Origin of the sequence: Anoxybacillus amylolyticus, assembly GCF_001634285.1 — a bacterium.
Classification (GTDB): domain Bacteria; phylum Bacillota; class Bacilli; order Bacillales; family Anoxybacillaceae; genus Anoxybacteroides; species Anoxybacteroides amylolyticum.
In genome coordinates, this window is record NZ_CP015438.1 from 1,497,330 (window position 1) to 1,520,321 (window position 22,992).

Consider the following 22,992-nt stretch of genomic DNA (forward strand, 5'->3'; position numbering starts at 1 on the left):
CATAGTTGATAGTTGGCTAGCGATTCGTTCATACTATAAGTAGTTTACATTTTCGATTTGTACATAGAGAGGAGTACTCGTCTATATGGAGCAAGAAAAACAGGTATTTTCCATCGATTGGGCCGGACGCCCGCTCGTTGCGGAAATTGGGCAAATGGCGAAACAAGCAAACGGAGCAGTGCTTGTTCGCTACGGAGATACGGTCGTCTTAAGCACAGCGACCGCCTCGAAAGAAGCAAAAAATGTGGACTTTTTCCCATTAACCGTCAATTATGAAGAACGTTTATATGCTGTCGGAAAAATCCCTGGTGGATTCATTAAACGTGAAGGTCGTCCGAGCGAAAAAGCGATTTTAGCAAGTCGTCTCATCGACCGGCCGATTCGTCCGTTATTTGCAGAAGGGTTCCGCAACGAAGTACAAGTCGTGTCCATGGTAATGAGCGTCGATCAAGACTGTTCACCGGAAATGGCAGCGATGTTCGGTTCTTCGTTGGCGCTAACGATTTCTGATATTCCGTTTGAAGGGCCGATTGCTGGCGTAACGGTAGGACGTGTCGGCGGTAAATTTGTCATTAACCCTTCGGTTGAACAAGCGGAAAAAAGTGACATTCATCTTGTTGTCGCTGGAACAAAAGATGCGATTAACATGGTCGAAGCTGGGGCTGACGAAGTTCCGGAAGAAATAATGCTCGAAGCAATTATGTTCGGTCATGAAGAAATTAAACGGCTCATTGCGTTTCAAGAAGAAATTGCTGCACAAGTCGGCAAAGAAAAAATGGAAGTGGTGTTATACGAATTAGACACACAACTAGAAGGGGAAATTCGCGCCCTTGCAGAAGCTGAAATTAAAAAAGCGGTGCAAGTACCAGAAAAATTGGCGCGCGAAGCAGCGATTGACGAAGTAAAAGCAAGCGTCATCGCCAAATATGAAGCACAAGAGGCCGATGAAGATACCCTAAAACAAGTAAACGAAATTTTATACAAACTCGTGAAAGAAGAAGTGCGCCGCCTCATTACGGAAGAAAAAGTGCGTCCGGACGGTCGAAAAATTGACGAAATTCGCCCGCTCTCATCCACGGTCGGGCTGTTGCCGCGCACGCACGGTTCTGGGTTGTTCACGCGCGGACAGACACAAGCGCTTAGTGTATGTACGTTAGGGGCGCTCGGTGATGTGCAAATTTTGGACGGGCTAGGCATTGAAGAAACAAAACGGTTTATGCACCACTATAACTTCCCACCGTTTTCCGTTGGGGAAACAGGGGCAATGCGTGGACCGGGACGTCGCGAAATCGGGCACGGGGCGCTTGGTGAACGGGCACTAGAACCAGTGATTCCGTCCGAAAGAGAATTTCCATATACAATCCGCCTTGTTTCGGAAGTGTTAGAGTCGAATGGATCGACGTCACAAGCAAGCATTTGTGCGAGCACCCTTGCAATGATGGATGCCGGGGTACCAATTAAAGCACCGGTCGCTGGAATTGCGATGGGTCTTGTCAAAAGCGGAGACCATTATACGATTTTAACGGACATTCAAGGCATGGAAGACCACCTAGGTGACATGGACTTTAAAGTGGCAGGGACAGAAAAAGGTGTCACAGCGCTGCAGATGGATATTAAAATTAAAGGGCTTTCGCGAGAAATTTTAGAAGAGGCGTTGCAGCAAGCGAAAAAAGGGCGGATGGAAATTTTGCGCCATATGATGCAAACGATTAGCGAACCGCGCAAAGAACTGTCGAAGTATGCGCCGAAAATTTTAACGATGCAAATTAATCCAGATAAAATCCGCGACGTCATCGGACCAAGCGGCAAACAAATTAATAAAATTATCGAAGAAACCGGCGTCAAAATTGACATCGAACAAGACGGAACAATTTTCATCTCTTCTGTCAATGAAGAAATGAACCAGAAAGCGAAAAAGATTATTGAAGACATTGTCCGCGAAGTCGAAGTTGGGCAAATTTACCTAGGAAAAGTAAAGCGAATCGAAAAATTCGGTGCGTTCGTCGAGTTGTTCAGCGGCAAAGATGGTCTTGTGCACATTTCGGAACTTGCTGAAGAGCGCGTTGGTAAAGTAGAAGACGTCGTCGGAATTGGTGACGAAATTTTAGTTAAAGTCACAGAAATCGATAAGCAAGGGCGTGTCAACTTATCACGAAAAGCGGTGCTGCGCGAACAAAAAGAAAAAGAAAGCAACTAAGGAGCTTAGGACGACCTAGGCTTCTTTGTCGTTTCAAAAGGGTTCTATCTTGTCCCTCGACTACATATTTGTAATAAAAAGGGGGGATGAGATATCGCTCGTTACAGCTTGCTCATCATCATGTTGTTATTTATATGGGGCATCATTAACCAATCACCAATCAACGACTATACGGAAAGGTTGCGCGAAAAAATCAGTGAAGCGTCAAAATGGAAAGATCCGTTGTATATAGAAATTCAACAAAAAGCAAAACAATACGAGATTCCGCCGCAAAACGCGGTGATCGACCGAGTCTGGAAAGCACTCCCTGGCTATAACGGCTTAAAAGTAAATATCGAAGCATCGTATCGAAAGATGAAAAAAGAGGGCACATTTGATGCGCGGAAATTAGTATATGAACAAGTCTCTCCTGCGGTTCACCTTAACGATTTGCCACCAGCCCCCATTTACCGAGGTCATCCGGAAAAACCGATGGTAGCCTTTTTAATTAACGTTGCGTGGGGGGACGAATACATTCCGAAAATGCTGGCAACATTGAAAAAACATCGTGTGCGGGCGACATTTTTTCTTGAAGGACGTTGGGTAAAAAAGCACCCAGAAATGGCAAAAATGATTGTAGATGCCGGTCACGAAATTGGGAATCATTCCTATAGTCATCCAGACTTAAAAACATTGGATAATTCATCTATTCGTCGGGAATTGCAAAAAACGAATCAAATCATCGAGGCAACAACGGGGGTGACGTGTAAATGGTTTGCCCCTCCAAGCGGCAGCTATCGTGACGATGTCGTAAACATTGCGCATGATTTACACATGTATACGATTATGTGGAGTGTCGATACAATTGATTGGCAAAAACCGTCGCCATCTGTTATAGTGAAACGGGTAACATCAAAACTTCATCCTGGGGCGATGATTTTAATGCATCCAACGTCTTCGACGGCGGAAGCGTTAGATCCGTTAATTACTGTCATTCAACCAACATATGACATTGGAACTGTTTCTATGTTGCTAGACGAAAAAAGAATTGTGAAAAAATAGGAGGAACGTGAATTTGATTAACAAGTATACGTGTCAAAATGGAGTACGAATTGTACACGAACATATTCCGACAGTTCGCTCGGTAGCAATCGGTATTTGGATTGGAACTGGCTCGCGAAACGAGCACGAACAAAACAATGGGATTTCCCATTTTTTAGAACATATGTTTTTCAAAGGAACAAAAACACGCACCGCTCGTGAAATTGCCGAAGCATTTGACAGCATTGGTGGACAAGTAAACGCCTTTACATCGAAAGAATATACATGCTATTACGCAAAAGTACTTGATGAACACGCACACTTTGCGCTCGATATGTTAGCGGATATGTTTTTCCACTCAACGTTCGTGGAAGACGAATTGAAAAAAGAGCGCAACGTCGTATTGGAAGAAATTAAAATGTATGAAGATACGCCAGATGATATTGTCCACGATTTATTAAGCAAAGCGTGTTACGTTAACCATCCACTTGGGTTTCCGATTTTAGGGACAGAGGAAACGTTATGCACATTTACTGGTGACGCGTTACGTGAGTACATGGCAGACTATTATACGCCAGACCGTGTTGTCATTTCGGTTGCCGGCAATGTGCCGGAGCGCTTCATCGAAGATATCGCGGCCTATTTCGGCTCTTTTACAGCGAAACAAAAACAAGGAAACAACCTTTCCCCTGTTTTCGTCCCACAAAAGCTTTCGCGGCAAAAAGATACTGAGCAAGCACATTTATGCATTGGTTTTAATGGGCTTCCTGTTGGGCACGAAGAGATTTACAGTTTAATCATTCTCAACAACATTTTAGGGGGAAGCATGAGTAGCCGCTTGTTCCAAGAAGTGCGGGAACAGCGCGGATTGGCGTATTCTGTCTTTTCTTACCATTCTTCCTATCGCGATGGCGGGTTATTGGCGATTTACGGAGGAACAGGAAGCAACCAATTAGATGTGTTGTTTGAAACGATTCAAGAAACAGTTCGGAAGCTGAAAGAGGACGGCATTACAGAAAAAGAGTTGCAAAACAGCAAAGAGCAAATGAAAGGAAACTTGATGCTAAGCTTAGAGAGCACGAATAGCCGCATGAGCCGCAACGGCAAAAACGAATTGTTGCTTGGTCGTCACCGCTCGCTCGATGAAATCATCGACGAAGTGAATAGCGTGACATTAGAAAAAGTGAACGAGCTTGCTGCTCGAATTTTTAGCGAAGACTATGCTGTTGCGTTAATTAGCCCGGACGGGGAGCTGCCAAGCAAGTTGAATGAATAGAATGCCTGCAAAACAACTTGCAGGCATTTTTTTTCTGTTTTCTCTTACAATGATAGTAAAGGGATAAAGGGAGGCATAGACGGTGCGGCTAAGCGAGCTAAGCGGAAAGGAAATTGTGGATGTCCGACGAGCAGAGAGGCTTGGTGTGTTAGGACAAACGGATTTAGAAGTGAACGAACAAACAGGCCACATTCAAGCATTGCTAATCCCAACAGGAAAATGGTTTGGGTTTCGCAAAGAGGGGAACGAGATTCGCATCCCGTGGAAATATATTCGAAAAATCGGGGAAGATATGGTCATTATTGATTTTCCAGAGGAATAACGGAGCTGGCGCATGCCGGCTCCGCTTTTTTACGTACATTCACCTAATAGTCGCCATTGACATAAGATGTGGAAGGAATAGTGCCAATACGTTTGATAAAAGAAGGTGAGAAGCATGATGCTGACAGGTATGCACGTCGCCATTATTGGGGGGGATGCACGGCAGCTCGAAGTCATTCGCAAACTGACGGAACTTGATGCGAAGTTATCTCTTGTCGGATTCGATCAATTAGCGCACAATTTTACAGGCGCAACAAAAATGTACATCGATGAAATTGATTTTTCGGACATCGACGCAATTATTTTACCCGTTCACGGAACCAATCTAGAAGGAAAGATTGACACGGTTTTTTCTAACGAAAAAATTTTTATTACGGAAGACTTGTTGTTAAAAACACCAAAGCATTGTGTGATTTACTCTGGTATTAGTAATAGCTATTTAGACGAACTAATAAAAAAAGTAAATCGAAAATATGTGCAGCTGTTTGAACGCGACGATGTCGCCATTTATAACTCGATTCCGACCGCTGAAGGAACGATTATGATGGTTATCCAACATACCGACTTTACGATCCACGGCTCTCGCATCGCGGTATTAGGGTTAGGGCGCGTTGGCATGACGGTCGCTCGTACGTTTGCTGCGCTAGGCGCTAAAGTAAAAGTCGGTGCACGCCGCAGCGAACATTTAGCCCGCATTACGGAAATGGGGTTAGAGCCGTTTCCACTTCACGACCTCGAAAAAGAAGTGCGCGACATCGATGTTTGTATTAACACGATCCCAACAATGATTGTAACAGCGAGCGTCATTTCAAAAATGCCGGCGCATACGCTGATCATTGATTTGGCGTCAAAGCCAGGAGGCACCGATTTTCGCTATGCGGAAAAGCGCGGCATTAAAGCATTGCTTGCCCCAGGGCTTCCAGGAGTCGTAGCGCCGAAAACAGCGGGACAAATTATTGCCAACGTTCTTTCACAACTATTATTTTATGATTTGACGAAACGAAAGGGGAACGCGTAAATGAGTGTAAAAGGAAAACGCATTGGATTCGGATTGACAGGGTCGCATTGTACGTATGATGCTGTCATTCCTGAAATAGAAAAGTTAGTGAATGAAGGGGCAGAAGTATTGCCGATTATTACGCACACCGTCAAGACGACGAATACACGCTTTGGCGAAGGGGAAGAGTGGGTCAAGAAGCTAGAAGAAATCACAGGAAACAAAGTCATTGATACAATCGTGAAAGCAGAACCGCTCGGACCGAAAATTCCGCTTGACTGCATGGTAATTGCCCCGTTAACAGGTAATTCGATGAGCAAACTAGCTAATGCCATGACCGATTCGCCGGTGCTAATGGCGGCGAAAGCGACGATGCGTAACCACCGCCCAGTTGTTGTCGGTATCTCAACAAATGATGCACTAGGACTTAACGGAGTAAATTTAATGCGGCTTATGGCAGCGAAAAATATTTATTTTATCCCATTTGGGCAAGATGCCCCTTATGCAAAACCGAATTCGATGGTAGCGAAAATGTCTTTGTTGCGTGATACTGTCGTTGCGGCGATGGAAGGGAAACAATTGCAACCTGTCATTATCGAAGCATTCCGAAACTAATAAATAATCACGAAAAAGAAATTTTATGCACTTTCATAAAAAATTTCTCTCCTTTAAAGACGAATGTGTTAAAATAAAAACTATCGAAATCGATACAGTTAACAATGAACTGGAAGGAGAATGAATAATGGAACGAAAAGGGTTGCATGTAGCGGTCGTCGGAGCGACTGGTGCGGTTGGCCAACAAATGATTCAAACGTTAGAAAATAGAAAATTTCCAGTGGAAACGTTGACGTTATTGTCTTCTGAACGTTCTGCTGGCAAAAAAGTGGTGTTTAAAGGGCAAGAAATCGAAGTACAAGTAGCAAAACCAGAAAGTTTTGCAGGGGTAGATATTGCCTTATTTAGCGCAGGTGGTGCGGTATCAAAGGCACTTGCACCAGAAGCAGTGAAACGCGGAGCAATCGTTGTAGATAATACAAGCGCCTTTCGTATGGACGAAAACGTTCCGCTCGTCGTTCCGGAAGTGAACGAAAGCGACTTAACATGGCATAATGGCATTATTGCCAACCCAAACTGCTCAACAATTCAAATGGTCGTGGCACTTGAGCCCATTCGCCAAGCGTTTGGATTGAAAAAAGTTATCGTCTCGACATACCAAGCCGTTTCCGGTGCCGGTTCGCAAGCAATCGAGGAGTTAAAAACGCAAGCAAAAGCGATTCTTGCTGGCGAGTCGTTTACCCCAGAAATTTTGCCGGTAAAATCTGAACGGAAACATTATCAAATTGCATTTAACGCGATTCCGCAAATTGATAAATTTCAAGAGAACGGTTTTACGTTCGAAGAGATGAAAATGATCAACGAAACGAAAAAAATTATGCACATGCCAGAGCTAGAAGTAGCTGCAACGTGCGTGCGCATTCCGGTGATGACAGGGCATTCCGAATCGGTATATATCGAAGTGGAAAAAGAAGGGATAAGTGCTGAACAGATCAAACGCGTGCTAAAAGAAGCACCAGGCGTTGTGCTACAAGACGATCCAGCAGATCAACTGTACCCGATGCCGGCCGATTGTGTCGGCAAAAACGACGTATTTGTCGGACGCATTCGGAAAGACTTAGATCGCGACAACGCGTTTCATCTATGGATTGTATCTGACAACTTGCTAAAAGGAGCGGCATGGAACTCGGTGCAAATTGCCGAAAGCTTATTAAAGCTAGGGCTTGTAAACCTGTAACCATCGAGGTGTTAACATGAAAATCATTGTGCAAAAATTTGGTGGAACGTCCGTCCGTGATGAATACGGGCGTGATTTAGCCCGAAAGCATATTGCAAGAGCGCTCGATGAAGGCTATAAAGTCGTCGTTGTTGTTTCTGCGATGGGGCGAAAGGGCGAGCCATACGCGACCGACACCTTGCTTGAGCTGATTGGCAGCAACGACACGTTTGTCAACAAGCGCGAGCAAGATTTATTAATGGCGTGCGGGGAAATTATTTCAAGCGTTGTTTTCACGAACATGCTGAATAAACACGGAATAAAAGCAACCGCCTTTACTGGGGCGCAAGCGGGATTCCGTACAAATGATGATTTTACCAATGCGAAAATTCTCGAAATGCGATGTGACCGGTTGCTTAAAGCATTAGAGGAGTATGACGTCGTCGTCGTCGCCGGATTTCAAGGGGCGACGAAAGACGGCGATATTACTACCCTTGGCCGCGGTGGCAGCGATACTTCCGCCGCAGCGCTAGGAGCAGCGTTAAACGCAGAGTGGGTCGACATTTTCACCGATGTGGAAGGAGTAATGACTGCTGACCCGCGCATCGTTGAAAACGCCCGCCCGCTGGATGTTGTCACGTATACTGAAATTTGCAACATGGCTTACCAAGGCGCCAAAGTCATCCATCCGCGGGCGGTGGAAATTGCGATGCAAGCAAAAGTTCCACTCCGCATTCGTTCGACGTATTCTGATTCACTAGGAACGCTTGTGACATCAAGCGTCAAACCAGCGAAAGGAAGCGACGTGAGAGAACGGCTTGTTACTGGTATTGCGCACGTGGCGAATGTGACGCAAATTAAAGTGCAAGCAAAAGAAGGACATTACGAACTACAGTCGGACGTATTTAAAGCAATGGCGAACGAAGGAATTAGTGTTGATTTCATTAATATTTCCCCCAATGGGGTAGTCTATACGGTAGCTGGCGAAATGACCGATCGTGCCATTGAAGCGTTGCGCGCGATTGGCTATGAGCCGATGGTGACACGAAAATGTGCGAAAGTGTCAACGGTCGGTGCTGGAATTGCCGGCGTACCGGGAGTTACTGCTAAAATTGTTACTGCACTTTCAGAACAAGGCATTCAAATTTTACAATCAGCGGATAGCCATACGACGATTTGGGTACTCGTCAAAGAGGAAGATTTAAAGAAAGCCGTTAATGCGTTGCATGATGCTTTCCATCTTTCGAAGGTGCCGTCGATGAATGATGTGGATGAGGAGTGAAAATAGTGATTTCATTTGGTAAGATTGTAACGGCGATGGTCACGCCATTTGACAATAAAGGAAACATTGATTTTGACAAAACGACGCAACTCGTGAATTATTTGCTTGAAAACGGCACTGACTCGCTTGTAGTTGCAGGGACAACCGGTGAGTCACCGACATTGACGACAGAAGAAAAAGTTGCTCTTTTTCGTCACGTCGTTTCTGTCGTCAACGGTCGAGTTCCAGTTATTGCAGGAACAGGAAGCAACAATACACGTGCTTCGATCGATTTAACGAAAAAAGCCGAAGAAGCTGGCGTTGATGCAGTCATGATTGTTGCCCCGTATTACAACAAGCCAAATCAAGAAGGGATTTACCAACATTTTAAAGCGATTGCCGAAAGCACGCCGCTGCCAGTGATGGTTTACAATATTCCAGGCCGGTCGGTCGTTAATATTGCTGTTGAAACGATCGTCCGTTTAGCAGAAATTCCAAACATCGTTGCGCTTAAAGATGCGGGTGGCAACCTTGATACAATGACCGAAGTAATTGCACGCACGAACGATGACTTTTTACTATATAGCGGAGACGATGGGTTGACGCTTCCGGTATTGGCGATTGGTGGAGCAGGCATTGTTTCAGTGGCATCGCATGTCATCGGCAATGAAATGAAAGAAATGATCGAGGCGTTTGAAGCAGGAGATCATAAAACAGCAGTAAAACTTCACCAACAGTTGCTCCCGATCATGAAAGGGCTATTTGCGGCGCCAAGTCCAGCCCCAGTCAAAACAGCGCTGCAACTGAAAGGGCTTGATGTCGGTCCTGTTCGCTTGCCACTCGTCCCGCTTAACGAACAGGAACGCAATGAACTAATGAAATTGCTGCAAACAAGATAAGCCGGTTCACAAACGTGAATCGGTTTTTTTGTAAGGTAAGAAAGTATAAAATTTGCGATTAGGTAGAGAACTGTCTAGCTCCAAACGCTATCGGTGTGATGCGCTACGCCCCTTGTTTTGGCGGCCACACATTGGTTGGCTTCACGGAGGTTACCCACGCAGGACGAAGCCATCCTTAGTTCGAATTCCCTTCGGTGGGGCTTGTGTGCTCTTCGCCGATAGAGGGGCGCTTTCCGCTTTTCTTATTAGTCTTCCTCCCCCGTTCGCTCGCACGGTTTATTCTGTACGATATTATCTTGTATTTAAAATCTTCCATCAGTTATAATAAAAACAAGTGACTTTGAGCGGGTTAGTTTAGCATTAGGAGGACGAAGCATTTGAAACAAGTAGAGAGAATACGAGTGTTTTCCCTCGGTGGAGTAGGGGAAATCGGAAAAAACATGTATGTTATTGAGCTAGACGACGATATTTTTGTCATTGATGCAGGAGTGATGTTTCCGGAAGACGAGATGCTCGGTATCGACAAAGTCATTCCAGATATTACGTATCTTGTGGAAAAAAAAGAGCGTGTGAAGGCGATTTTTTTAACGCACGGACATGAAGAGCATATCGGTGCGATTGCGTATGTATTACAGAAAATTACCGCCCCTGTCTATGGAACAAAGTTGACGCTTGGCTTGGCGCAAGAAAAGCTAAAAGAGCATGACACGACGACAACAGCGCCATTTATCGACGTTCATTCTGATTCTGAAGTGGTGTTTGAAAAAGCAACGGTGACGTTTTTCCGGACGATTCATAGCATCCCTGATTCCATCGGAATTAGTTTTCGCACATCGCAAGGCGCTATCGTTTATACGGGCGATTTTAAATTTGACCAAACGCCTTACGGGATGAATCGAGCTGATTTAGGAAAAATGGCGCAAATCGGCGAACAAGGGGTACTATGCTTATTATCCGATAGTACGAACGCGGAAAAAATAGGGTATACTGGCTCGGATGCGACGGTTGCCCAAGCGATTTCCGATGTTGTATATAACGCCAATGGCAGGGTGATAGCTGCTTGTTATGCCTCCAATATTACACGAATTCAGCAAGTATTGCATGCGGCGAAAATGCACGGACGAAAAGTAGCAATCGTCGGAAAAAGCATGCATAAAGTGATGGATGTTGCCGTTCGCCTAGGCTATTTACAACTACCAGAAGAAACGGTTATCTCCATCCAAGATATCCAGCGATACCGCGATGAAGAGCTAGTCATTCTAACGACCGGCGGTCACGGAGAGCCGATGGGGGCACTTGCGCGGATGGCCAAACAGGCGCATAAACAAGTGAACATTATAGAAGGAGATACGGTTATTGTGGCAGCTTCGCCAATGCCTGGTCATGAATTGTTGTTTTTAAAAACGATTGATGCACTATACCGAGCAGGGGCAAATGTTGTCTATAAAAATGTGCATGTATCCGGACATGGATGTCAAGAAGAACTGAAATTGATGCTTAATTTAATGAAACCGAAATATTTTATCCCTGTTCACGGAGAATACCGTATGCAAAAAGCGCATGCCGCGTTAGCAAAAGCAGTTGGCGTTGCTGAAGAGCGGACGTTTTTAGTAGATAAAGGCGATGTGATTGAATTTCGGAGCGGACAGGCGCGTTTTGGTGGCAAAGTGCCGTACGGGAACGTATTAATTGACGGGCTAGGGATCGGAGATGTCGGCAATATCGTCTTGCGCGACCGCCGCTTGCTTTCACAAGACGGAATATTAATTGTTGTCGTCACGTTAAGTAAAGAAGCGAAAAAAATTGTCGCCGGCCCAGAAATTATTTCTCGAGGATTTGTATACGTACGGGAATCGGAAACGTTGCTTGAGGAAGCGACAAAGCTAGTGACGACAATCGTCAATAAATGTATGCAAGAGTATGTTATTGAATGGTCTTCATTAAAATCTAATATTCGTGATGCGTTAAGCCAATATTTATTTGAAAAAACGAAACGAAAACCGATGATTTTGCCAATCATTATGGAAGTTTAAACCAATCATGCTCAAAGTCGAATCGAGTAGGAGGGGGTGATTAACCCCCGACCTCTCACACCACCGTACGTACCGTTCGGTATACGGCGGTTCCACTAAGATTGACGCAGAAATTCGTAGCGATTATACAGACTTTTCAGCCCTCGTTGGCTCCAATAGGAGTTGTCGAGGGTTTTGTGTAGAATTGGGCTGTGGGCGATTCGCCAGTATTTCTTTCTGGTGTTTCCCCATTCGTATGCTTTGTATTCTGGAATCCCTAATCCAATCAGCTTTCTAACTCTTGTTTTAGGTTTCTTCCATTGTTTCCATTCACACATTCTCAGCCTTCTTCTTATCCACTCGTCTATTTCTTTGAATTTGCTCGGGGTATCTGCTAGCGCGAAGTATCCGCACCATCCTGTGAGGTATTGGTTCAGTCTTTCCACCCTTACTTCCATCGGATAAGGCTTCGACCGAGAAGTTATTTCTCGTATTTTTCTTTTCAGCCGTTCCATGCTTTCTTTGGCTATTCGCACCTTTGGATCTTTGTGAAAGGTGAAACTGAACCCTAGAAACTTCCGTTTCCACGGACGGTCTACTGCTGATTTCTCTCTGTTTACCTTCAATTTTAGGTGCTGTTCGAGGAAGGTCGATACCGATTTCATCACACGCTGTCCTGCTTTCCATGACTTCACATAGATGTTGCAGTCATCCGCATATCGGACAAATTGGTGCCCCCTTGCTTCCAACTCTTTGTCCAATTGGTCTAGGAGAATGTTGGATAGAAGTGGACTAAGCGGTCCTCCCTGCGGTGTTCCTTCTTCCGTTATTTGGACAACCCCATTTATCATGACTCCTGATTGAAGATATTTTCGTATCAACTTCAGTAGGATGCGGTCTTCGATTCGCTTGGCGAGTATCCCCATCAATTGGTCGTGATTGACTTTATCAAAGAATTTCTCTAAGTCTATATCGACCACCCAGCGGTAACCCTCTTTGATATATTCTTTCGCCTTCCTTACCGCATCATGAGCCCTCCGATTCGGACGAAACCCATAACTATTTTCCGAAAAGGTTGGGTCAAAGATTGGGGTTAACACTTGAGCGATTGCTTGTTGAATGAAACGATCTGTCACGGTAGGTATTCCTAACATCCTCACTCCGCCATTTGGTTTCGGGATTTCGACACGACGTACGGGTGCAGGTTGGTAGGTTCCTGTTCTTAACTCTTCCCGGAGGGAGTCCCAGTTTTCATAGAGATGTCTTCGTAGGTCTTTTACGGACATTCCATCGATGCCGTGACTTCCTTTATTTTGTTCCACTCGTTTGAGCGCCGTTAGAAGATTTCCACGTGACAAGATTCGTTCCATTAACATCTTCGCTTCCCTTTCTACGTGAACGAAGGTTCTCCTTATGCCAGTTCCTGCTCCACCCTCTTAGAGTCCCCCACGGGATTCACCGCTTCCTCCTCTAAGTAAGTCCTTTCGGATTGTCTGTGTTCTTCACAGGTACTGAATGCGTAGATTTCGTTCTCTCTTCATGGTTCAGTCCTTCCCACCCTTTCTCGAGCAAGGATGGTACTATGACCTCTGCTGACTTCTGATTGTTCAGCTATCCATCACTGGATAGGTTGCCAAGGGAACTCGGCATTCCAATCAGACCTCCCCGGGTAAGAGTGCAGTCTTTCCTTCCATCCATCTGCTTCATTTACTCGATATCACCTTCGGCAGAAAGGGCTTTGTTTTGTCGCGCAAACTCACCCAATGATACCTAGCCTCTTATGAAGTTCGTGTTCCTCAGACCGGAAGTTTGCCGCTCGCTTCCTTCAGATTCCGCGTCACCACGGACACCCTTGCGTTAAGCTAACTGCTACTTCTGCCTTCGCAGTTCGGGACTTTCACCCTATAGACTACACCCATGCCGGACGCACACGGAAATGCCGGTCGGAGAAAAAACTCCGCCGGCATTTTTCTTTGCTTCATAGAACATACTAAACAATACTAGGCAAGAAAGGAGCATGAACATGGAGAAAAAGCAATACATACCGTTTGGCTCAGAAGACCAACAAGAAGAAAAACAAGAGCAGGTAGCTACAACTATTCAACAGCTTGGGCAAACGAACATTCCGCAAATGGCGCAAGATACAAACATTCATTGCTTGACAATTATCGGTCAAATCGAAGGACATATTCAACTTCCGCCGCAAAACAAAGCGACAAAATACGAGCACGTCATTCCACAAATTGTAGCAATCGAACAAAATCCGAACATCGAGGGATTGCTTGTTATTTTAAATACGGTTGGCGGTGACGTGGAAGCAGGATTGGCAATTGCGGAAATGCTCGCTTCGTTATCAAAGCCGACCGTTTCGATTGTGTTAGGGGGAGGGCACTCGATTGGTGTGCCAATTGCGGTATCGTGTGATTATTCGTTTATTACGGAAACGGCAACGATGACGATTCATCCTGTTCGTTTAACAGGGCTTGTCATTGGTGTTCCGCAAACGTTTGAGTATTTAGATAAAATGCAAGAGCGCGTCGTTCGTTTTGTAACGAAGCATTCAAAAATTACCGAGGAAAAATTTAAAGAGTTAATGTTTTCAAAGGGAAATTTAACACGTGACATCGGCACAAACGTTGTTGGAACAGATGCCGTTCAATACGGGTTAATTGATGAAGTAGGCGGTGTGGCGCAAGCAATGCAAAAACTGCGGCAGCTCATCGAATGGAAAAAAGAAGGAGGAACGATTTTACAATGATTTTATACACGATCATGCCTGAACATCTCATTTTTCCGGCAGATGACGAGGCGTATACGAAACAGCAAGTCATTTATTACGACGGTATTCCGTTTCTCGTACAGGAAACGGAAACGAAAGAGTGGGAAATCGTTCGAAATTTAAGCACAAACCCTGCTCATTTTTTAGAGCAAAAATATGCTCCAGGTGCTAGATTTCCGTTATCGACAATAACATCTTAATGAATTCTTTAGCTATTTAGTGTATAATAAAAAGAAACGGAAGAAAGCAGCCAACGTTGGCTGCTTTTTTCGACATTTCCAGTTTTGTATCGGAGTGGAGAAATATGGGGAAACGTAAACGACAACGTCACAAACATCCAAGGAAAAAACAAGAATGGAAGACAACCTTTCGTTTCGAACTGACTGGACTTGCCATGCTTGCCCTTTCCGTCCTCGCGATGGCAAAGCTTGGCCTCGTCGGAAAAACAGTCGTTTCCTTTGCGCGTTTTTTCCTTGGCGAATGGTATATCCTTTTATTAATCGGTGGATTCGTTTTAGCCATTTATCTTATTTGGAAGCGGGCATGGCCGCCATTTTTTCACCGGTGGTTGATTGGAGGATACACGATTAGTATTGCCCTTTTACTGCTCAGCCATCTGACGTTGTTTCGGCTTCTGTCACGACAAGGGGAGTTTAACCCAAGCATTATCCGCACAACATGGGAGCTGTTTTGGAAAGAAGCAAATGGATCGGCTACTGCGCCGCACGATTTAGGAGGAGGGATGGTCGGAGCGATTTTATTTGCAGCGAGCTATCAGCTGTTTGATGAACTTGGTACGAAGTGGGTTTGTTTCTTTCTGTTTGTCATAGGCGCTATTTTAATCACAGGGAAATCGTTAAACGAAACGGTTGGAAAAGCCGTTCATTGGCTTGTTTCGTTTATCTTCCGCCAGTGGCAAGCGTTTATTGCCGATATAAAACAAGCATGGGGCAATCGAAAGCAACAGACATCGGCAAAACATCAAAATAAACCAAAAGAAGAAACGATAATCGTAGAGGAACCGTTGCCCATGGAGGAAGAATCGTCACCTCCACCGATTATTTCCGATTTTGCTGCTGTCAGAGTAGAGCCGTCGCCGTTAATTGAAGAGGAAGAGGTAAGCGAACCAATGGCGTTTTCCGAAATGGAAAATACCGATTACCAGTTGCCTCCACTTGAATTACTGAAGCAACCAAAGCCAATCAATCAATCGAAAGATCATGCAAACATTTACGCCAATGCCCGTAAATTAGAAAAAACGTTTCAAAGCTTTGGGGTCAAAGCGAAAGTGACACAAGTTCATCTCGGACCAGCCGTGACGAAATATGAAGTATATCCAGATGCGGGAGTAAAGGTGAGCAAAATTGTCAGCTTAAGCGACGATTTAGCATTGGCGCTAGCGGCAAAAGATATTCGCATCGAAGCACCGATTCCAGGAAAATCAGCAATTGGTATTGAAGTACCAAATGAAGAAATTGCGACCGTTTCATTGCGAGAAGTATTAGAAGCAACAGAACATTACAAACCAGACGCGAAGCTATTAATTGGGCTAGGAAGGGACATCTCGGGAGAAGCGGTTGTTGCGGAGTTAAATAAAATGCCGCACCTTCTTGTCGCAGGAGCAACAGGAAGCGGAAAAAGCGTCTGCATTAATGGGATTATTACAAGCTTATTAATGCGGACGAAGCCGCACGAAGTAAAACTGATGATGATTGACCCGAAAATGGTCGAGCTAAGCGTCTATAACGGCATTCCTCATTTATTAGCGCCAGTGGTAACCGACCCGAAAAAAGCATCACAAGCATTGAAAAAAGTGGTCAACGAAATGGAGCGGCGCTATGAACTATTTTCACATACTGGAACAAGGAATATTGAAGGATATAACGAATATATTCAACGAGAACAAGCTGGAAAACAGCCACTTCTTCCATACATCGTCGTCATCGTTGATGAATTGGCGGACTTAATGATGGTGGCTTCGTCTGATGTGGAAGATTCCATTACTCGTTTAGCACAAATGGCACGCGCTGCTGGCATTCATCTTATTATTGCAACACAACGACCATCAGTAGATGTCATTACAGGGGTGATTAAAGCAAACATCCCATCACGTATTGCCTTTAGTGTTTCGTCGCAAACCGACTCGCGCACGATTTTAGATATGGGCGGGGCGGAGAAGTTACTTGGAAGAGGAGATATGCTTTTCTTGCCAATGGGTGCAGCTAAACCGGTGCGCGTACAAGGAGCGTTCGTATCGGACGAAGAAGTAGAAGCAGTCGTCCAATTTGTCATTTCACAACAAAAAGCGCAATACCACGAAGAAATGATTCCAACAGATGCGGCAGAAGAAGATGGAGAATTTGAAGATGAATTGTATGATGAAGCCGTTCAATTAGTGATCGAAATGCAAAGCGCGTCTGTTTCGATGTTGCAGCGTCGCTTCCGCATCGGATATAACCGAGCAGCCCGTTTAATTGATGCGATGGAAGCGCGTGGCGTTGTCGGTCCTTATGAAGGAAGTAAGCCGCGGGCAGTGCTTATTCCGCGTGAAAACGCGAAAACATCCTAGGCTGATTCAAGCGCCGCTTGAATCAGCATAACACATTGAAAACGTTTACGTTGATGTTTTTGCTTTTTTCGACAAAATTTTTATTCCCTATTTATTTATGACGAAAAAAATGTTATAGTAATGACGACTAGATTAGAACGTCTAACGTCAGAGGTCTGATATCTGGAAACTTATTTAACTGGAGGCTTTTTCGAATGTCTATTAAGTCTGACAATCGCCACTTATATTTACAAGTGATTGATCGCATTAAGCAGGATATCGAAACAGGCGTGTATAAAGAAAAGCAAAAGCTCCCATCCGAGTTTGAACTTTCAAAGCAGCTTGGTGTGAGTCGAGCGACGTTACGCGAAGCGCTGCGTGTGCTAGAGGAAGAAAATGTGATCATCCGTCGGCATGGCGTCGGTACGTTTGTAAATTCCCGCCCAATGTTTACGTCTGGTATCGAGCAATTAAGTAGTGTCACCGATATGATTAAACAAGCTGGTCGAAAACCAGGGACGATTTTTCTCTCTTCCTCCATTCAAGAACCGACAGAAGAAGACATCCGACGGTTTCAATGTGCGCCTGACGAGGACATTTTATTTGTTGAACGAGTCCGGACAGCTGACGGGGAACCAGTTGTATATTGTGTGGATAAAATTCCGTGCAAATATTTACCAAAAGGAATTTCGTATGAACACGAATCGATGTTTGAGAATTTACACAACCAGACCAACCATGATATCGCTTACGCTGTAGCGCATATCGAACCGCTCGGATACCATGAGAAAGTGTCACCGACTTTGCAATGCGACCCCGAAACGGCGCTGCTTGTTTTAAAACAAATGCATTTTGATAACAACGATGAACCGATTTTGTATTCCATTAACTATTTCAAATCCGATAAGTTTAGTTTTCATGTGTTAAGAAAACGCATTCATTTTTAAAGGGGGTGACACTTCATACATAGAAACGCAGGATGTATTCAATAATAAGAAAGTACACGCATTTACTATTTTTATTAGGGGGTAGAAGCGATGAAGAAAAAACGCATTGGTGGTTTAGCGCTTTCCCTTGTATTAGCTGCTGGTACATTGCTTAGCGGTTGTGGACAAGGACAGAAAGCAGGAGAAAAGAAAGACAACTTTACAGTAGCAATGGTAACGGACGTTGGCGGAATTGACGACAAATCGTTCAACCAGTCTGCATGGGAAGGATTGCAAAAGTTCGGTCAAGATAACGGCATGAAAAAAGGAAAAGACGGGTATGATTATTTGCAATCCCAAAGCGATGCAGACTATTCTACAAACTTAAACAAACTAGCGCGCAGCAACTTTGACTTAATTTACGGTATCGGCTTTTTAATGACAGATGCGATTACAAAAATTGCAGAACAAAAACCGAAACAAAAATTCGCCATTGTTGACAGTGTGGTAAACAAACCAAACGTGGCAAGTATTACGTTCAAAGAGCATGAGGGTTCGTTTCTTGTAGGGGTTGTCGCAGGATTGACAACGAAAACAAACAAAATCGGCTTCGTAGGTGGAATGGAAATTCCATTAATTGAGAAGTTCGAAAGCGGCTTCCGTGCAGGGGTTAAAGCGGTAAATCCGAAAGCAACGGTGGAAGTACAATACGCTGGTGCATTCGACCAGGCGGACAAGGGAAAAGCGATTGCATCTAGTATGTACGCTTCTGGCATTGATGTCATTTACCATGCAGCAGGTGCAACAGGTAACGGTGTGTTCTCTGAAGCAAAAGACTTAAAAACAAAAGATCCTAACCGTGAAATTTGGGTTATCGGTGTAGATAAAGACCAAGCGCCAGAAGGGGAAGTAAAAGTAGGCGACAAAACATACAACGTCACATTAACATCAATGGTAAAACGTGTAGACGTAGCAGTATATGACGTAGCAAAGAAAACAAAAGAAGGTCAATTTCCTGGCGGAAAAGTGCTTGAGTACGGTCTTCCTGAAAACGGGGTAGGCATTGCACCAACACAAGATAACATTAAACCAGACATCTTAAAAGTAGTCGATGAATGGAAACAAAAAATTATCAAAGGCGAAGTGAAAGTACCAACGACTCGCGACGAATACAAACAATTCGAAGCGAATTTGAAATAAAACAATCGAATAAAAAGGCTAGTGTATGCTAGCCTTTTTATTCGCCAAAAATCGTTAAATAAAAAGTTGCAAGCACTTGTAACTTTTTATTTGATGATTTCTAATAGCTCATTTAAGAGGAGTGAACTTGTTTGGAATACGTAATTGAAATGCTTAATATTCGGAAGGTATTCGGCAATTTCGTTGCAAACGACAACATTACACTCCAAGTGAAAAAGGGAGAAATTCACGCCTTACTTGGAGAAAATGGCGCCGGTAAATCCACGCTCATGAACGTATTGTTTGGTCTTTATCAACCGGACGGCGGCGAAATTCGTGTCAAAGGACAGCCGGTGAAAATCGCCAATCCGAACGTGGCCAATGACCTTGGCATCGGGATGGTACATCAACATTTTATGCTTGTCGATACGTTTACGGTTACAGAAAATATTATTTTAGGAAGTGAGCCGACAAAAGGTGGTACAATCGATATTAAGCGTGCGGAAGAACAAGTGCGCGAACTATCGGAACGTTACGGACTAGCAGTTGATCCAACAGCGAAAATTTCCGATATTTCCGTGGGAATGCAACAACGGGTAGAAATTTTAAAAACGCTTTACCGTGGGGCGGAAATTTTAATTTTTGACGAACCGACAGCTGTTTTAACACCACAAGAAATTCAAGAATTAATTCAAATTATGCGTGCGCTTGTTCGTGAAGGAAAATCGATTATTTTAATTACGCATAAGTTAAAAGAAATTATGGAGGTATGTGACCGCGTTACCGTTATTCGCCGAGGGAAAGGAATTGGGACGCTTAACGTTGCCGAAACGAACCCGAACGAGTTAGCCGCATTAATGGTTGGGCGTGAAGTGCATTTTAAGACAGAGAAGCAACCATCTCAACCGGGAAAAGAAGTGTTAGAGATTCGCGATTTAGTAGTGAAAGATGCGCGCGGGGTGACGGTTGTCGATCATTTAAATTTGACGGTGCGCGCTGGTGAAATTGTCGGGATTGCCGGTGTTGACGGCAACGGGCAGACAGAATTGGTGGAAGCGATTACAGGGTTAATCAAAGCAGAATCTGGCTCGGTGAAGTTAAATGGAAAAGACATTTTTAACTTATCGCCGCGAAAAATTACGGAAGCCGGAGTCGGTCATATTCCGCAAGACCGACATAAACACGGTCTTGTTCTTGACTTTCCAATTGGTGAAAATATGGTGCTACAAACGTACTATAAAGAACCGTACTCAAAACGAGGAATTTTAAACTTTAAAGCTATTTATGAAAAAGCGCGCCAGCTAATCGCTGAATTTGACGTGCGGACGCCAGATGAATATACGCAAGCGCGGGCGCTTTCTGGTGGGAACCAGCAAAAAGCGATTATCGGTCGCGAAGTCGATCGTAACCCAGATTTGCTCATTGCTGCACAGCCAACGCGCGGACTTGACGTCGGGGCGATCGAATTTATTCATAAACGGCTAATCGAACAACGCGACCAAGGAAAAGCCGTTCTTCTCGTTTCGTTTGAATTGGACGAAGTAATGAACGTAAGTGACCGAATTGCGGTTATTTACGAAGGAAAAATTGTGGCGATTGTTGATCCGAAAGAAACGACAGAACAAGAACTAGGGTTATTAATGGCAGGAAGTAAACGGAAGGAAGCAGGTGTTTCTTCATGAGTTCAAATCGTGTAACAAATTTTCTTGTTCCTGTATTTGCCGTATTGCTTGGCATGATTGCTGGTTCAATTGTAATGCTTGTCAGCGGCTACGATCCAATTGCTGGCTATTCTGCACTCGTATACGGAGCGTTTGGTGATAGCTACTATATCGGGGAGACGATTCGGCAAGCAACGCCATACATTCTTGCTGGACTAGCAGTGGCATTTGCGTTCCGTACCGGGTTGTTTAACATCGGTGTTGAAGGGCAACTAATTGTCGGTTGGCTTGCGGCTGTATGGGTTGGTGTTTCATTTGATCTACCGAAAATCATTCATTTGCCGTTAGCAATTTTAGCAGCTGCCGCAGCTGGGGCTTTATGGGCGTTTATTCCAGGATTTTTAAAAGCGCGGTTTAAAGTGCATGAAGTCATTATTACGATTATGATGAACTATATTGCTTTACACGTTACAAATGCAGTCATTCGTTCTGTATTATCGGACAAAGGATTTAAATCAGCAAAAATTCACGATTCCGCATCATTACAGTCAGAGTTTTTGCAATCCATTACAGATTATTCGACGTTGCATTACGGAATTATTGTTGCGCTTATCGGTGCGGTTGTTATGTGGTTTTTATTGGAAAAAACGACAAAAGGATATGAGTTGCGGGCAGTTGGGTTTAACCAACATGCTTCCCAATATGCAGGGATGAACGTGCCGAGCAACATCATTTTAGCAATGGTTATTTCTGGCGCGTTCGCCGGAGTTGCTGGTGCGATGGAAGGATTAGGTACATTCGGAAACATTTCTGTAAAAGCTGGTTTTACAGGTGTCGGTTTTGACGGAATCGCCGTTGCGCTACTTGGTAGTAACAACGCCTTCGGGATTATTTTATCCGCGTTTTTGTTTGGTGCGTTGAAAGTAGGGGCGCTTGAAATGCCGTCAAGTGCGGATGTACCGACAGAACTTGTCGATATTGTCATTGCGCTCATCATCTTCTTTGTTGCATCTAGTTATTTAATTCGTTTGTTACTATCTCGTTTTCAAAAGGAGGGAAAATAAGTGGGCGTTTATGAAGCTTTACAAATTATTGTTCCTTCGGCGATTTTCTTTGCTGCTCCACTTATTTTCACGGCGCTTGGCGGCGTATTTAGCGAACGTTCCGGCGTAGTTAACATTGGCTTAGAAGGGTTAATGGTCATTGGAGCGTTTACAAGCGTTGTGTTTAACTTAACGTTTGCCGACCGATTCGGTGAACTAACTCCTTGGTTGTCGCTTTTAGTTGCGATGGTAGTTGGTGCGATTTTTTCGCTTCTGCATGCTGTTGCATCTATTACGTTTCGTGCCGATCAAGTCGTCAGCGGTGTAGCCATTAACTTTTTAGCGATTGGACTTTCGCTTTTCTTAGTGAAAAAAATGTACGGAAAAGGGCAAACGGACCAAATTCAAGTCGGTTTTGATAAAATGGATATCCCTGTGTTAAGCCATATTCCGGTGATCGGTCCACTCTTTTTCGCAAACGGCTACATTCCATCATATATTGCGATTGCGTTAGCGTTCATTGTTTGGTACATTTTGTTCAAAACTCCGTTTGGTCTTCGTTTACGTGCCGTTGGGGAACATCCGATGGCGGCAGATACAATGGGGATTAATGTCACGAAAATGCGCTATATTGCGGTAATGATTAGCGGTGCGTTAGGCGGCATTGGTGGTGGCGTATATGCGACCATTATCTCACGCGATTTTAGCCATGCGACGATTTCCGGACACGGGTTTATGGCGCTTGCAGCGATGATTTTCGGGAAATGGCATCCACTTGGTGCGATGGGAGCTGCACTGTTTTTCGGAGTAGCTCAAAGCTTGAGTATCGTTGGTCAAGCGATTCCGTTCTTAAAAAATGTGCCAACTGTTTACTTACTAATTGCACCATATGTGCTAACAATTTTAGCACTGGCTGGATTCATCGGTCGTGCAGATGCGCCAAAAGCGCTCGGAACGCCATATGTGAAAGGGAAGCGGTAAAAAGAAAAAGAACTCGACATTTCGTCGGGTTCTTTTTTGCATTTTCTGCTCAGAAAACGGTATATTGATGATAAGGCAACGAAGAGTAGGAAATAGTAACATAAATAAAGGGAGGGATTTA

At 44.3% G+C, this 22,992-nt stretch carries 19 protein-coding genes; 18 read left to right on the top strand and 1 reads right to left on the bottom strand.

Annotation, left to right across the window (positions count from 1 at the left end; all coding sequences use genetic code 11):
- Nucleotides 1-85 precede the first annotated feature (85 nt).
- The 10 genes from pnp (at nucleotide 86) to GFC30_RS07740 (ending at nucleotide 11,775) form a co-directional block, all read left to right on the top strand.
- Nucleotides 86-2,197, top strand: coding sequence for a polyribonucleotide nucleotidyltransferase (gene pnp, locus GFC30_RS07695; RefSeq protein ID WP_066323930.1), 2,112 nt, complete (start codon nucleotides 86-88; stop codon nucleotides 2,195-2,197).
- 120 nt (nucleotides 2,198-2,317) lie between these two features.
- The gene (locus GFC30_RS07700) at nucleotides 2,318-3,238 is read left to right on the top strand and encodes a polysaccharide deacetylase family protein (protein WP_066327243.1); all 921 of its coding nucleotides are present in this window, start codon (nucleotides 2,318-2,320) and stop codon (nucleotides 3,236-3,238) included.
- Nucleotides 3,239-3,251: 13 nt separating this feature from the next.
- Nucleotides 3,252-4,493, top strand: coding sequence for a M16 family metallopeptidase (locus GFC30_RS07705; protein WP_066323931.1), 1,242 nt, complete (start codon nucleotides 3,252-3,254; stop codon nucleotides 4,491-4,493).
- Between the two features lie 82 nt (nucleotides 4,494-4,575).
- Nucleotides 4,576-4,815 carry a YlmC/YmxH family sporulation protein gene (locus GFC30_RS07710; protein ID WP_066323936.1) on the top strand — a complete coding sequence of 80 codons (240 nt, stop codon included), beginning with the start codon at nucleotides 4,576-4,578 and terminating at the stop codon, nucleotides 4,813-4,815.
- A 114-nt stretch (nucleotides 4,816-4,929) separates the two neighbouring features.
- Nucleotides 4,930-5,832, top strand: a complete 903-nt coding sequence (gene dpaA, locus GFC30_RS07715; RefSeq protein WP_066323937.1) for a dipicolinic acid synthetase subunit A — start codon at nucleotides 4,930-4,932, stop codon at nucleotides 5,830-5,832.
- Nucleotides 5,833-6,426, top strand: a complete 594-nt coding sequence (locus GFC30_RS07720) for a dipicolinate synthase subunit B (RefSeq protein WP_066323939.1) — start codon at nucleotides 5,833-5,835, stop codon at nucleotides 6,424-6,426.
- Nucleotides 6,427-6,553: 127 nt separating this feature from the next.
- Nucleotides 6,554-7,603: an aspartate-semialdehyde dehydrogenase gene (gene asd, locus GFC30_RS07725; protein WP_066323942.1), complete on the top strand. Its 1,050-nt coding sequence runs from the start codon at nucleotides 6,554-6,556 to the stop codon at nucleotides 7,601-7,603.
- 16 nt (nucleotides 7,604-7,619) lie between these two features.
- Nucleotides 7,620-8,864, top strand: coding sequence for an aspartate kinase (gene dapG, locus GFC30_RS07730; RefSeq protein ID WP_066323945.1), 1,245 nt, complete (start codon nucleotides 7,620-7,622; stop codon nucleotides 8,862-8,864).
- Nucleotides 8,865-8,869: 5 nt separating this feature from the next.
- Entirely contained in the window at nucleotides 8,870-9,742 is an 873-nt protein-coding gene (dapA, locus tag GFC30_RS07735) for a 4-hydroxy-tetrahydrodipicolinate synthase (RefSeq protein ID WP_066323948.1), read from the top strand.
- A 377-nt stretch (nucleotides 9,743-10,119) separates the two neighbouring features.
- Complete coding sequence (locus tag GFC30_RS07740; RefSeq protein WP_066323955.1) at nucleotides 10,120-11,775, top strand: ribonuclease J; 1,656 nt, start codon at nucleotides 10,120-10,122, stop codon at nucleotides 11,773-11,775.
- A gap of 95 nt (nucleotides 11,776-11,870) precedes the next feature.
- Here the strand turns inward: GFC30_RS07740 and ltrA are convergent, their stop codons facing one another.
- On the bottom strand, nucleotides 11,871-13,130 hold the full coding sequence (gene ltrA, locus GFC30_RS07745) for a group II intron reverse transcriptase/maturase (protein WP_066322684.1): 1,260 nt from the start codon (nucleotides 13,128-13,130) through the stop codon (nucleotides 11,871-11,873).
- 647 nt (nucleotides 13,131-13,777) lie between these two features.
- On the opposite strand from ltrA, the gene GFC30_RS07750 reads away from it, so the two are divergent.
- From GFC30_RS07750 to GFC30_RS07785, 8 genes are all read left to right on the top strand, one after another.
- Nucleotides 13,778-14,512 carry a ClpP family protease gene (locus GFC30_RS07750; RefSeq protein ID WP_066323958.1) on the top strand — a complete coding sequence of 245 codons (735 nt, stop codon included), beginning with the start codon at nucleotides 13,778-13,780 and terminating at the stop codon, nucleotides 14,510-14,512.
- On the top strand, nucleotides 14,509-14,733 hold the full coding sequence (locus tag GFC30_RS07755; RefSeq protein WP_066323961.1) for a YlzJ-like family protein: 225 nt from the start codon (nucleotides 14,509-14,511) through the stop codon (nucleotides 14,731-14,733). The genes GFC30_RS07750 and GFC30_RS07755 overlap by 4 nt, the downstream gene beginning before the upstream one ends.
- A gap of 104 nt (nucleotides 14,734-14,837) precedes the next feature.
- Complete coding sequence (locus GFC30_RS07760; RefSeq protein ID WP_066323964.1) at nucleotides 14,838-17,102, top strand: DNA translocase FtsK; 2,265 nt, start codon at nucleotides 14,838-14,840, stop codon at nucleotides 17,100-17,102.
- Nucleotides 17,103-17,296: 194 nt separating this feature from the next.
- The gene (locus GFC30_RS07765) at nucleotides 17,297-18,028 is read left to right on the top strand and encodes a GntR family transcriptional regulator (protein ID WP_066323965.1); all 732 of its coding nucleotides are present in this window, start codon (nucleotides 17,297-17,299) and stop codon (nucleotides 18,026-18,028) included.
- Nucleotides 18,029-18,118: 90 nt separating this feature from the next.
- Nucleotides 18,119-19,207, top strand: coding sequence for a BMP family lipoprotein (locus tag GFC30_RS07770; RefSeq protein ID WP_066323966.1), 1,089 nt, complete (start codon nucleotides 18,119-18,121; stop codon nucleotides 19,205-19,207).
- A gap of 131 nt (nucleotides 19,208-19,338) precedes the next feature.
- A complete protein-coding gene (locus GFC30_RS07775) occupies nucleotides 19,339-20,868 on the top strand; it encodes an ABC transporter ATP-binding protein (RefSeq protein WP_066323967.1) in 1,530 nt (509 codons plus the stop codon).
- Nucleotides 20,865-21,911, top strand: a complete 1,047-nt coding sequence (locus tag GFC30_RS07780; protein ID WP_066323974.1) for an ABC transporter permease — start codon at nucleotides 20,865-20,867, stop codon at nucleotides 21,909-21,911. Before GFC30_RS07775 ends, GFC30_RS07780 begins: the two co-directional genes overlap by 4 nt.
- Nucleotides 21,912-22,871, top strand: coding sequence for an ABC transporter permease (locus GFC30_RS07785; RefSeq protein ID WP_066323979.1), 960 nt, complete (start codon nucleotides 21,912-21,914; stop codon nucleotides 22,869-22,871). It begins immediately after the preceding gene.
- The last annotated feature ends 121 nt before the right edge of the window (nucleotides 22,872-22,992 follow it).